The following is a 13,068-nucleotide window of genomic DNA, read 5'->3' as shown; positions in this document are numbered from 1 at the left end:
ATTGCTCAGCTTTGCAGCCTGTCGGATTTCAACGAAAACACCAAGGACAACTCCATGACTCGGCCCACCTCAACGATCGCAGGTTCCAACCCCGCGATGTATCCTCCGTCCGAAACCTATGGCGCCAGCGCGACCCGATCCGAGGCGTATCGATGGGGTCAGCTGCTCATCGGCATCGTCTGCATGGCGATGATCGCGAACCTGCAGTACGGCTGGACGCTCTTCGTCAATCCGATCGCCGACAAGCACGGCTGGAGCCGCGCTGCGATCCAGGTCGCGTTCACCATCTTCGTCCTTACCGAAACCTGGCTCGTGCCCATCGAGGGCTACCTCGTCGACCGCTTCGGTCCGCGTCCTGTGGTGCTGGTGGGCGGCGTGCTGTGCGGCGTGGGCTGGGTGCTCAACTCGTTCGCCGATTCGCTCGCGATGCTGTACGTCGCCGCGGCCATCGGCGGCATCGGCGCGGGTGCGGTCTACGGCACCTGCGTGGGCAATGCGCTCAAGTGGTTCCCCGACCGGCGCGGGCTCGCGGCAGGCATGACCGCGGCGGGCTTCGGTGCCGGCTCCGCGCTCACGATCATCCCGATCTCCGCGATGATCAAGTCCAGCGGCTACGAGGCGGCCTTCCTGTACTTCGGGATCGGGCAGGGGCTGATCGTGTTCCTGCTCGCATGGCTGCTGACCCGCGCACCGGACCATGCCAAGTCGTCCGGCACCCGCAACGTGCAGCAGTCGCGCCGCGACTACGCGCCCTCCGAGGTGCTGCGCTCGCCGGTGTTCTGGGTGATGTACGCGATGTTCGTGATGGTGGCGGCCGGCGGCCTGATGGCCACCGCGCAGCTCGCGCCCATCGCCAAGGACTTCAAGATCATCGACGTGCCGGTCAACATCATGGGCCTGGTGCTGCCCGCGCTGACCTTCGCGCTGGCCATCGACCGCGTGCTCAATGGCCTCACGCGGCCCTTCTTCGGATGGGTGTCGGACAAGATCGGCCGCGAGCAGACCATGTTCATCGCCTTCGCGATCGAGTCGGTCGGCATCCTGATGCTCTACCACTACGGCCAGAACCCGCTGCTGTTCGTGATCCTCACGGGCATCGTGTTCTTCGCCTGGGGCGAGATCTACAGCCTGTTCCCCTCGACCTGCGCCGACACCTTCGGGTCGAAGTATGCGGCCTCCAACGCCGGCATGCTCTACACCGCCAAGGGCACGGCCTCGCTGCTGGTGCCGCTGTCGAGCGTGCTGGCTGCCTCCACCGGCAGCTGGCAGGCCGTCTTCATCGCGGCCAGCGCGGTCAACGCGCTCGCGGCGCTGATGGCCTGGTTCGTGCTGCGGCCGATGCGCCGCAGGCACATCGAGGCGAGCCGCGCCGACTAGGTCGGAGAACACCTGGACACCACGCGAAGCGCCTGCACCGGTACCATCCGCACAAGCCGTCTTCCCCACACACGGCCCCGCCATGAAGATGGCGGGGCCTTTTGCCGATGAACAGGAGCCTTTGCAGTGACGATCTACCGACTTGATGCGCATGAACCGGCCATCGACGCCAGCGCCCGCGTGGCCGAGAGTGCCAGCGTGATCGGCCAGGTCGTGCTCGCGGCCGGCAGCCGAATCGGCGCGCACTCGGTGCTGCGCGGCGACAACGAGCCCATCACCGTCGGCCGCGGCAGCCAGGTGGAGGCGGGCGTGATGCTGCATGCCGACCCCGGCTTCCCGCTCACCATCGGCGCCGACGTGACGGTGGGCCCGCACGTGATGCTGCACGGCTGCACCGTGGGCGACGGCGCCGCCATCGGCGAGAACACCGTCGCGCTCAACGGCTCGGTGGTGGGCCGCGGCTGCATCGTCGAGCCCGGTTCGCTGCTCACCGAAGGCAAGGTCTTTCCCGACCGTTCGCGCATCGCGGGCCGCCCCGCGAAGGTCGCCGGCGAGGTGAGCGACGTAGAGGCGCAAGCGCAGCTGCGCAGGGCGCGCGAAGCCGCCGCCCGCTAAGGTCTTTCCGACAGTTCTTGCGGTCCTTGCGAACCCTGCACGCCCGCAGGGTTTGTGCGCATTGGCACCGTGCCTGTTTCGGCGGAAATTGACTTGTGTCAAGGCCCCCGACGCCCGATTCATCGACATTGGTCCCCAAGCGGACCACCACGGGATTCGCGTCGAATTCGAGACGCCGGGCCCGTGACGGAACCACGATGAAACCAGCTCCGCCTGCAGGCCCCCGAGGCTTCATGCAGCGGCGGAGCAGATCGGACGGACCATGGGACAAGAACAGGTTCAGCAGGCGCAGCAGGGGGACGAGACGCAAGAGCTCGCCACGGTGCGGCGCATCCTGCAGGCGCACGAGAACGAACCCGGCGCGCTGCTGCCGATACTGCACGACGTGCAGGACGCGCTCGGCCACATTCCCGCGAACGCGGTGCCGGTCATCGCCGAGGCGCAGAACCTCTCGCGCGCCGAGGTGCACGGCGTGGTCACCTACTACCACCACTTCCGCAGCGCGCCCGCCGGCCGCCACGTGATCCAGATCTGCCGCGCCGAGGCGTGCCAGTCGATGGGCGCCGATGCGCTGCTGGCCCATGCCGAACTGCGGCTGGGCTGCAGCGCGCACGGCACCACGAAGGACGGCGCCTTCACGCTGGAGCCGGCCTTCTGCCTCGGCCTGTGCGCCTCCTCGCCTGCGATGACGCTGGACGACCAGCCGCACGCGCGCGTGACACCCCGCACGTTCGACGCGCTCCTTGCGCAGGTCGCCCCATGAGCACCATCACCGTCTACGTTCCGCGCGACTCGGCCGCGCTCGCCGTCGGCGCCGACAGCGTGGCCCGGCGCATCGCCAAGGAAGCGGCCGCGCGCGGGCTGATGCTCGAGATCGTGCGCAACGGCTCGCGCGGCATGTTCTGGCTCGAGCCGCTGGTGGAGGTGAACACGCCCGCCGGCCGCATCGCCTACGGGCCGGTGACGCCCGACGACGTGGCGGGCCTGTTCGACGCCGGCTTCCTCACCGGCGGCAGGCATCCGCTCGCGCTCGGTCCGACAGAGGAGATCCCGTACCTGAAGAAGCAGGAGCGCCTGACCTTCTCGCGCATGGGCATCACCGACCCGGTCTCGCTCACCGACTACCAGGCCTACGAAGGATTCGCCGGCCTGCGCCGTGCCCTGGCGCTCGAGCCCGGCGAGATCGTGCAGCAGGTGCTCGACTCCGGCCTGCGCGGGCGCGGCGGCGCGGCCTTTCCGGCGGGCATCAAGTGGAAGACGGTGCTGGGCACGGCGGCGGCGCAGAAGTACGTCGTCTGCAATGCCGACGAGGGCGACTCGGGCACCTTCTCCGACCGCATGACGATGGAGGGCGACCCCTTCATGCTGATCGAGGGCATGACCATCGCGGGCCTGGCCACCGGCGCGACGAAGGGCTACATCTACGTGCGCTCCGAGTACCCGCATGCGATCGCGACGCTGAACGAGGCCATCCGCGTCGCCGAGGCTGCGAGCTTCCTCGGCGACAACGTCCTGCGTTCGGGCAAGCGCTTCTCGCTCGAAGTGCGAAAGGGCGCGGGCTCGTACGTGTGCGGAGAAGAGACGGCGCTGCTCGAGAGCCTGGAAGGCAAGCGCGGCATCGTGCGCGCCAAGCCGCCGCTGCCGGCCATCGAGGGGCTGTTCGGGCGACCGACGCTCATCAACAACGTCATCACGCTGGCGAGCGTGCCGCTGATCCTCGCGCGCGGCGCGGCCTTCTACCGCGACTATGGCGTGGGCCGCTCGCGCGGCACGCTGCCGATGCAGCTGGCCGGCAACATCAGGTACGGCGGCCTGGTCGAGAAGGCCTTCGGCGTCACGCTGCGCGAGCTGCTCTACGACTACGGCGGCGGCTCGGCCTCTGGCCGGCCGATCAAGGCGGTGCAGGTCGGCGGCCCGCTGGGCGCATACCTGCCCGAATCGAAGTGGGACCTGCCGCTCGACTACGAGGCCTACGCGGCCGTCGGCGGCACCGTGGGCCACGGCGGCATCGTGGTGCACGACGACACGGCCGACCTCTCGAAGCTCGCGCGCTACGCCATGGAGTTCTGCGCGCTCGAATCCTGCGGCAAGTGCACGCCCTGCCGCATCGGCTCGACCCGCGGCGTGGAGGTCATCGACAAGATCCGCGGCAACCAGAACCGCCCGCAGCAGGTGATGCTGCTGCGCGACCTGTGCGACACGATGGTCCACGGCTCGCTGTGCGCCATGGGCGGCATGACGCCGTTCCCTGTGCTTTCGGCACTCGACCATTTCCCGCAGGACTTCGGCATCGAAGCGCCCGATCGCAAGGCTGCGTGACATGCCCACCCTCGTCGCCTGCTCACTTCGTGTAGCCGCCTCCCCCTCGAGAGGGCAACACCGGTGGCCCGGCAAAGCCGGTTCCACGGTGTTCCGCGACCCAGGGGCGGGCGCCGCAGGTGTGAGGGAGCCGGTTCGCGCTTCGCACGGCCGTGGTGAATTGCCAGATCAGAGAGAAAGCTAAAGACATGTTGGACCATCTCAAGGACATCGACTACGGCACCCCCAGGCGCGAATCGGAGCGCGAGGTGACGCTGGAGATCGACGGCAACGAAGTCACGGTGCCCGCGGGCACATCGCTGATGCGCGCGGCGGTGGATGCGGGCATCCAGGTGCCCAAGCTCTGCGCCACCGACAGCCTGGAGCCCTTCGGCTCGTGCCGGCTGTGCCTGGTCGAGATCGAAGGGAGGCGGGGCTTCCCGGCCTCGTGCACCACGCCCGCCGAGGCCGGCATGAAGGTGCGCACGCAGACGCCGAAACTGCAGGAGCTGCGCAAGGGCGTGATGGAGCTCTACATCTCCGACCATCCGCTGGACTGCCTCACCTGCTCGGCCAACGGCAACTGCGAGCTGCAGGACATGGCGGGCGTGACCGGCCTGCGCAACGTGCGCTACGGTTTCGACGGCGCCAACCACCTGAAGAGCGAGAAGGACGAGTCGAACCCCTACTTCAGCTACGACCCGTCGAAGTGCATCGTGTGCAACCGCTGCGTGCGCGCCTGCGAGGAAACGCAGGGCACCTTCGCGCTGACCATCAGCGGCCGCGGCTTCGAGTCGCGCGTGTCGCCGGGCCAGGACGAGGCCTTCATGGACTCGGAATGCGTGAGCTGCGGCGCCTGCGTCGAGGCCTGCCCCACCGCCACGCTGCAGGAGAAGTCGGTGATCTGGCTCGGCCAGCCCGAGCACAGCGTGATCACCACCTGCGCCTACTGCGGCGTGGGCTGCGCCTTCAAGGCGGAGATGAAGGGCAATGAAGTGGTGCGCATGGTGCCGTGGAAGGACGGCAAGGCCAACGAGGGCCACTCCTGCGTCAAGGGCCGCTTCGCCTGGGGCTACGCCACGCACCAGGACCGCATGCTCAAGCCGATGATCCGCAAGAACATCAGCGACCCGTGGCAGGAGGTGAGCTGGGAGACCGCGCTCAACTACGCCGCGAGCGAGTTCAAGCGCCTGCAGGCCAAGTACGGCCGCGATTCCATCGGCGGCATCACCTCCTCGCGCTGCACCAACGAGGAGACCTACCTCGTGCAGAAGCTGGTGCGCGCCGCCTTCGGCAACAACAACGTCGACACCTGTGCGCGCGTGTGCCATTCGCCCACTGGCTACGGCCTGAAGCAGACGCTGGGCGAATCGGCGGGTACGCAGACCTTCGCCTCGGTGGACAAGGCCGACGTGATCATGGTGATCGGTGCCAACCCGACCGACGGCCACCCGGTGTTCGCCTCGCGCATGAAGAAGCGGCTGCGCCAGGGCGCGAAGCTGATCGTGGTCGACCCGCGCCGCATCGACATCGTGAAGTCGCCGCACATCGAGGCGGCGCACCACCTGCAGCTGCGCCCCGGCACCAACGTGGCGGTGGTCACGGCGCTGGCGCACGTCATCGTGACCGAGGGGCTGATGGCCGACGAGTTCGTGGCCGAGCGCTGCGACACCGCTTCTTTCAAGGAGTGGAAGTCGTACGTCGAACGCCCCGAGCAGTCGCCCGAGGCCACCGAGGCGGTGACCGGCGTGCCGGCCGCCGAGATGCGCGCGGCCGCGCGGCTCTTCGCCACCGGCGGCAATGCCGCCATTTACTACGGCCTGGGCGTGACCGAGCACAGCCAGGGCTCGACGACGGTGATGGGCATCGCGAACCTCGCGATGGTCACCGGCAACGTCGGCCGCGAGGGCGTGGGCGTGAACCCGCTGCGCGGCCAGAACAACGTGCAGGGCTCCTGCGACATGGGCTCCTTCCCGCACGAGCTGCCGGGCTACCGGCATGTGTCGGACAGCACCACGCGCTCTTCGTTCGAGGCCGCCTGGGGCGTGCCGATCGACCCCGAGCCGGGGCTGCGCATTCCCAACATGTTCGACGCCGCGATCGGCGGCAGCTTCAAGGGCCTCTACTGCGAGGGCGAGGACATCGTGCAGTCCGACCCCAACACGCAGCACGTGGCCGCCGCGATGATGGCCATGGAATGCGTGGTGGTGCAGGACATCTTCCTCAACGAGACCGCCAAGTACGCGCATGTGTTCCTGCCGGGCTCCTCCTTCCTCGAGAAGGACGGCACCTTCACCAACGCCGAGCGCCGCATCTCGCGCGTGCGCAAGGTGATGCCGCCCAAGGCGGGCCTCGCCGACTGGGAGGTGACGGTGAAGCTCGCGCAGGCCCTCGGCTACCCGATGGACTACGAGAGCCCCGAGGAGATCATGGACGAGATCGCCGCGCTCACGCCCACCTTCCGCGGGGTGAGCTACAAGCGCCTCGACGAGCTCGGCAGCATCCAGTGGCCCTGCAACGAGAACGCGCCCGAGGGCACGCCCACCATGCACATCGACCGCTTCGTTCGCGGCAAGGGCAAGTTCATCGTCACGCAGTACGTGGCGACCGACGAGAAGGTCACGCGCCGGTTCCCGCTGCTGTTGACCACCGGGCGCATCCTCTCGCAGTACAACGTGGGCGCGCAGACGCGGCGCACCGAGAACAACCAGTGGCACAGCGAGGACCGCCTGGAAATCCATCCTCATGACGCCGAGGAGCGCGGCGTGAAGGAAGGAGACTGGGTCGGCATCCAGAGCCGCGCGGGCGAGACGGTGCTGCGCGCCACGGTGTCCGAGCGCATGCAGCCGGGCGTGGTCTACACCACCTTCCACTTCCCCGAGTCGGGCGCGAACGTGATCACCACCGACAACTCCGACTGGGCCACCAACTGCCCCGAGTACAAGGTCACCGCGGTGCAGGTGACGCCGGTGATGCAGCCCTCGGCCTGGCAGCAGGAGTACAGCCGCTTCAACCGGAAGCAGCACGACCTGCTCGCCGCCGCCTCGCAGCACGGCAACGAGACGGTGCCGGCCAAGTGAGGATGCACCGCGCATGACCATGCAGGCCGCCGACACCGTCCGCTTCTGCGAAGGCGCGCAGCTGCTGCCCGTGCGCGGCGTGCGCGGCGGCCGGCCCTTCGACGTGCAGGACTGGGTGGCCGAGGAAGTGCCGGTCGCGCTCGAATACAACGGCATCTCGCACGCGGTGATGCTCGCGACACCGCTCGACCTGGAAGACTTCGCGCTCGGCTTCTCGCTGGGCGAGGGCATCCTCGATGCGGCGCACGAGCTCTATGCGGTGGAAGCCGAGCAGTCGGCGCTGGGCTTCACGGTGCACATGCAGGTGTCGGGCGCGGCCTTCGCGCGCCTGAAGCAGCGCCGCCGCTCGATGGCCGGGCGCACCGGCTGCGGCCTGTGCGGCACCGAGAGCCTGACGCAGGTGTCGCGCGAGATCCCCGTGCTGCGGGACGACGTGGCAGTACGCTTCGAGCGCGGGGCCATCGCCCGCGCGATGTCGCAGCTGCCCTCGCAGCAGACCTTGCAGGAGGCCACCGGCGCGGTACACGCCGCGGCATGGTGCTCGGCCGACGGCGAGGTGATGTGGCTGCGCGAGGACGTGGGCCGCCACAACGCGCTCGACAAGCTGGTGGGTGCGCTCGCGGCCAACGACGTCGATGCATCGGCCGGCTTCATCGCCGTCACCAGCCGCGCGAGCTTCGAGATGGTCCAGAAGGCCGCGATGGCCGGCGCGCCGCTGCTCGCCGCGGTGTCGGCGCCGACCTCGTTCGCGGTGGCCACCGCGCAGCGCGCGGGCCTCACGCTGGTGGGCTTCGTGCGGCAGCAGGACCTCGGCGTGTACAGCCACGCCCAGCGGCTGCGCTGAGCCTCTTTTTCCTCTTTCAACGCCACCCACAACTTTCCGGAAGCCACATGGAGCACGATCAATCGGCGCAACTCGTGAAGATGGCTAACCAGATCGGCAGCTTCTTCCAGGCGCAATCGCCCAGCGACGCGGGCGCGGCCACGCAGGCCATCGCGGCGCACCTGAAGTCGTTCTGGGCACCGAGCATGCGCATCCAGCTGCTGCGCGATTTCGATGCGGGCAGGACGCCGCAGCTGATGCCTATCGTGGCATCGGCGCTTCGCAGCCATCGGGCGACGCTGCTGCCTGCGCCATGAGCAGCGACTCGTAGTAGAGGCACAGCGGCATCGCGACGAACACCATGCCCGCGACGTAGATCACGAGGCTGGTGACGGGGAAGTGCATGCCGCCCCAGTAGGGAATGGACGCCACGAGCGCGAGGCCCGCGATCAGCGCGATCGTGCCGCGCAGCGCACCGCGCGTGAGGGCGATGCGCGAGAGCCCCGGCGGGGCGGATGTCCGAGAGCTTTCTGGAAATTCCCGAAGGCTCTCGCCCTTGTCTCCAACTCTTTTCATCGTGGTCGCTCCTCGGTGAAGGCGAGGGACGGTTCTTATCACGCGCGCAAGACGCGGGTCAAGGCCGAAGTCTTGGAGCGGGAGCGGACAGCGGATGCAGAGGGCGCGAAGGTTGCGCGAAGGTCGCGAAAGAAAAACCAAAAAGTGTTTTGGGTTTCTCTTGCGACCTCTGCGCAGCTCTTGTATTTCTTCTGCGCTCGCTGTCCTCGCCCGCTCCCGATCCCCGCTTCAGTCGTACTTGACGGTGTAGATCAGGTCGAGGCCGCTGGTCTGGCCGGCCTGGCCGCGCAGGGTGAGGCGCGTTGTCAGGTCGTAGAAGATGAAGAGCGTGCCGAAGGTGCCGCCGATGCTGCGTTCGTAGGTGATGTAGAAGTCCTTCGAGAGGCGCTTGCCCAGGGTCACTGCCGACTCGCGCAGGTCGCCGCCGTCGCCCGGGCCCTTGAAGCCCAGTTCGTCGAGGCCGAAGCGGCTGGCGAGGCTGCCGCCGGTGGAGGCGCCGCCGATCTTGCCCAGCAGCGACAGCGCCGCCTGCTGCAGCAGCGCCGATTCGCCACCGCTGGTGGCCGAGGCGCGGCCCAGGACGACCCATGAGAGCGTCTCGGCATCCGACAGCGCCGGCTCCGAGTACAGCTTCACGCGCGGCGACTGCGCGGTGCCGGTGATCTGCACGCCCGCGCGCTGCGAGAGGTTGGGGCGGATGGCGAGGATGTCGAGCGCCGGGTTGTCGAAGGGGCCGTTGAAGCGCGCGATGCCGGTCTCCACGTCGAGCTGCTGGCCGTAGGCGCGGTACTGGCCCTTCACCGTCTTCACCTCGCCGGTGATGCGCGGCGGCGCGTCGAGCCGGGTGCTGCGGATCTCCAGGTTGCCTTCGAGGCGCGTGGTGATGCCGCGGCCCTGCACCGCGAAGTCGTCGCCCAGGTCGAACTCGACCGTGATGTCCGGCGGCCTGGCGGTCTGCGGCTTTGCGGCCTGCGCGTCGGCGCGGGCGGCTTCGCGCTTCGCCGCCTCGGCGGCCTCGCGGTCCTTGGCGGCGGAGCGCACGACGACGTCGCTGCCCAGGCTGGGCGCGGTCTCGTCGGGCAGGATGATGACGGCGCGGTCGGTCCTGAGCTTGCCGCGCACGGTGAACTGGCCGTTGTCCAGCCGCGCCTGCAGGTCGCCCGAGAGCGTGACCTGCCGGTCGGTGCGCACCAGCACGCGCAGCGCGCGCAGCTGGCCCTGTACCGCCATGCGGATGCCGGTTGCGCCGCCGGCGGCCGGGCCCCAGCTGAGGTCGCCGCTGGCCGAGAGCGTGCCGCCATCGGTGCGGGCCTCGCTCGCTGCGGTGCTGCGGTTGCCGCTCTGGCCGCCGATGCGTGCGGAGCTGCCGGCGCCGCCCTTGAGCGTGAATTCGGTGATCTCCACGCGCTCGCCCGTGAGCGTGGCGCGCAGACGGCCGTCGCGCAGGTCCAGCCCTTCGACGGGCGCGCGCAGCGCGAGCTTGTCGGCGCCCAGCGTGCCGTTCCAGCGCGGCGCGGCGCGGTTGCCCGAGAGCGTGGCGTTGGCGTCCAGCGTGCCGGCGATGCGCCAGCCCGGCGGCGCGAGCATCGACCACACGCCCAGGTTCGGCAGCGTGGCCTTGATGTTGCCGCCCAGCGGTGCGTCGGGCGCCCACTGCCAGCCGCCGGCGCGCTGCTGCACGCGGGTGTTGATGTCGGCGTCGATCTTGCCGGCGCGTTCGCTGTCCCAGGCGAGAACGGCGCGCACCGCGTCGCCGTCGGCATCCAGGCGCAGCTCGGCCTGGCGCAGGCCGGCCGGCGTGCTGGGCGCGTCGCCGCTGGCCGAGGCGGAATTCATCGTGCGCTCGCTCGCGGTGCCCGTGCCGGTGCTGGTGATGCGCGTGACCAGCGCGGCCTCGCCGGCCTGCACGCGGATGTCGCCGCTCTGGCGCGCGAGGCGGGCCTTGGCGTGCAGCGTGTCGCCGGCATCGATGTCCCAGTCGCCGTTGAACATCAGGTCGCCGCTGATGCCGTATTCGCCGAGCGTGGTGTTGGCGCCGAAGGCGCCGGCCCAGGCCATCGGCAGGCCCTGCAGCTGGCCCTTGGACTGCACGCGGAACACGCGGTTGGGCGCGGCGCCGCTCTGGCTGAAGCGCAGCGGCTGCCAGTCGATGCGCACCGTGCCGGGCACGGGGCCACGCAGCGTGGCCGAGGCGGCGGAGGCTTCCACGTCGAGGCGCGGCGCGTTGCCGCTCGCGGTCCGGATGGTCGCGGTGACTTCGCGGCCCAGCTCCAGCACCCATGGTGCGCCGGGGCGGGCGCTGTCCTGCGCCTGCAGCTTCAGGCTGGTCAGCGCCGCGCGCCACTGGCCGGCACCGGCGATGCCGCCGCTGGCGCGGGTATCGATGTCGAACTTCTGCGTGCCGGTGGCGGCCTCGCCCTTCAGCGCGAGCGTGGCCTGCGCGAGGCTGCCCGCAAGGTCGGCTTGCAGGTTGCGCACCTGGACATCGGTGCCCGTTCCGCCGGGCTGCTCGGAGGGCAGGGTGAGTTCGAGGCGCGGCACGGCGAGCGCGGCCTTGATGCTGGGCTCGGCGACGCCTCGCGGAGCGGGTGCGTTGGGGTTCTCGAGCCGGCGCTGGATGGTGCGCCAGCCGCCCTGCCAGCTGGCATCGAGCTTCGCGGAACCCTTGGCGCCGGCATTGCCGAACACGCCGGACAGCCCCGGCAGGCCCTGCACCCAGCGCTGCACGGTGCCGGCGTCGTCGATGGCGGCCCTGACCTCGCCGCTGCCCGCATCGGGCGCGATGCGGCCTTCGACCTGCGCGCTGCCGCCGGGCAGGGCGAGGGCCAGCTTGCCGCTCGCCGCCTGATCGGCCACGCGCACCTGCACGCGGCCGTCGATGCTGGCGCGTTGCGCATCGATGCGCAGCGTGCGCAGGTCGAGCACCTGGTCCTTCCACTGGCCCTGTGCCAGCGCGCGGTCGAGCGCGAAGCCGGGCAGGGCCTTGCTGCCCGCGCCGCCGCCTTCGGCGCGCAGGCTGGCGTCGAAGGCGATGGTGCTGTCCTTCTGCTCGGCCTTGAGCTGGCCGCTGACCGGCGCGCCCGAAAGCTCGCTGTAGAGCGCCGCGGGCCGCACGCCGCGCACGGTGGCCTGCGCCTGCCAGGGCGAGGGCGCCGGGCTCCATTTGCCGGCCGCGTCGATGCGCCCGCCGCCCGCGCGCACGGTGGCTTCGGAGAGGGTCCAGCTGGTGCCGTCGAAGCCGACCCTGGCCAGCAGCTGTTCGAGCGGCAGCTTCTGCTTGTCCCATGGGCCGGGCAGGGCGTTGCGGATGTCGGCCGAGGCCTTCCACGCGGCGGGGCCGGTGTCGGCATCGGGCTGCAGTTCGACGGTGCCGGTGAGCCGGGTCTCGGGTGCGCCGGGCCACAGGCTCGACGCGTCGACGTTGCGCAGGTCGGCCTTCGCGTCGATCACCGGCTGGGGCAGCCAGGGCGCGATCTGCGCCTGCAGGCTGGCCGCCATGGGCGCGTCGGCGTTCTCCTCGGCAGGCTTCAGCTCTGCCGCCACCTGCAGGCGCGCACCGGCGCCGGCGAGCGTGCCCTTGACAGTGGCGGTGGCCATCACGTCGATGTCGTGATCCTCGGCCACGGGCGCCTTCACGCGGCCGTCGAGTGCGGCGTCGATCGCCATCGGCGCAGGGCCCTGCAGCTTCACGCGGGCGCTGTAGTGGCCGCTGGCGATGTCCACGCCCTTGACCTCGAGCGCATGCTCGGCCGCCTTGTAGCTGTAGCTGCCCGAGAGATTGAGCGCCTGCAGCACGGGCGGGCCGGCCCAGCGCAGTTCGTCGATGCGGAAGGGCAGCTCGACCTCTATCGGCAGGGCGAGCTGTTCGAGCGGCTCGGTGGGCTTGTCGCTCGGCGGGCCGCGCTTCTCGATCAGCACCTGCTTCGCATGCACCTCGCCAAGCTGCACCCTGCGGTTCAGCAGCGGCGCGAGCTGCCAGCCGATGGTGGCGTCGTTCACCTCCACGGCGATGCTCTCGCTCTGGTACTTGAGCCAGCCGATGCGGCCGCCGGTGCGCAGCGAGCCGCTCACGTCGCGGCTTTCGAGCGTCTGGCCGGCCGGCAGGCGCTGCGCCGCCTGGGCGAGCGCGAAGGCGAGCGAGGTATTCGAGCCCAGCCACCACCATGCGCCGGCGACCAGCAGAACCACGGCCAGCAGCAGGCCGGCGACCGTCCAGGCAAGGGCGCGCATCGCACGCCGCGCGCGCGAGCGGCGGGGAGGCGATGGCGGTGTGGACTGTTCGTCGGTCTGCATCTGGCG

General features: G+C 70.0%; 9 protein-coding genes. 7 read left to right on the top strand and 2 right to left on the bottom strand.

All coding sequences use genetic code 11. The features are described 5' to 3' along the window. The first annotated feature begins 96 nt into the window (after positions 1-96). The 7 genes from oxlT to G369_RS0122115 all read left to right on the top strand — a co-directional run bounded on the left by oxlT (position 97) and on the right by G369_RS0122115 (position 8,510). On the top strand, positions 97-1,377 hold the full coding sequence (gene oxlT / locus G369_RS0122145) for an oxalate/formate MFS antiporter (protein ID WP_019656231.1): 1,281 nt from the start codon (positions 97-99) through the stop codon (positions 1,375-1,377). 126 nt (positions 1,378-1,503) lie between these two features. Beyond that, entirely contained in the window at positions 1,504-1,992 is a 489-nt protein-coding gene (locus G369_RS0122140) for a gamma carbonic anhydrase family protein (RefSeq protein WP_019656230.1), read from the top strand. Between the two features lie 262 nt (positions 1,993-2,254). Next, a complete protein-coding gene (locus G369_RS0122135) occupies positions 2,255-2,755 on the top strand; it encodes a formate dehydrogenase subunit gamma (protein WP_019656229.1) in 501 nt (166 codons plus the stop codon). Next, positions 2,752-4,311 carry a formate dehydrogenase beta subunit gene (locus tag G369_RS0122130; protein ID WP_019656228.1) on the top strand — a complete coding sequence of 520 codons (1,560 nt, stop codon included), beginning with the start codon at positions 2,752-2,754 and terminating at the stop codon, positions 4,309-4,311. The genes G369_RS0122135 and G369_RS0122130 overlap by 4 nt, the downstream gene beginning before the upstream one ends. Before the next feature lie 188 nt (positions 4,312-4,499). Continuing rightward, complete coding sequence (gene fdhF / locus G369_RS0122125; protein WP_019656227.1) at positions 4,500-7,370, top strand: formate dehydrogenase subunit alpha; 2,871 nt, start codon at positions 4,500-4,502, stop codon at positions 7,368-7,370. Positions 7,371-7,383: 13 nt separating this feature from the next. Beyond that, positions 7,384-8,214 carry a formate dehydrogenase accessory sulfurtransferase FdhD gene (fdhD, locus tag G369_RS0122120; protein ID WP_019656226.1) on the top strand — a complete coding sequence of 277 codons (831 nt, stop codon included), beginning with the start codon at positions 7,384-7,386 and terminating at the stop codon, positions 8,212-8,214. A gap of 47 nt (positions 8,215-8,261) precedes the next feature. Then, positions 8,262-8,510, top strand: coding sequence for a formate dehydrogenase subunit delta (locus G369_RS0122115; RefSeq protein WP_019656225.1), 249 nt, complete (start codon positions 8,262-8,264; stop codon positions 8,508-8,510). On the opposite strand, the gene G369_RS0122110 is transcribed toward G369_RS0122115, so the two are convergent. Both G369_RS0122110 and G369_RS0122105 read right to left on the bottom strand, forming a co-directional pair. Then, entirely contained in the window at positions 8,455-8,769 is a 315-nt protein-coding gene (locus G369_RS0122110; RefSeq protein WP_019656224.1) for a hypothetical protein, read from the bottom strand. The two genes, G369_RS0122115 and G369_RS0122110, sit on opposite strands and share 56 nt — an antisense overlap. Before the next feature lie 228 nt (positions 8,770-8,997). After that, on the bottom strand, positions 8,998-13,062 hold the full coding sequence (locus G369_RS0122105; protein ID WP_019656223.1) for a translocation/assembly module TamB domain-containing protein: 4,065 nt from the start codon (positions 13,060-13,062) through the stop codon (positions 8,998-9,000). Positions 13,063-13,068: the final 6 nt, after the last annotated feature.

The sequence above is a fragment of the Variovorax atrisoli 110B genome, from assembly GCF_000382045.1.
GTDB lineage: Bacteria > Pseudomonadota > Gammaproteobacteria > Burkholderiales > Burkholderiaceae_C > Variovorax > Variovorax atrisoli.
Note: the sequence above shows the minus strand (reverse complement) of the source record. Positions and strands in the feature narration are given on the sequence as shown.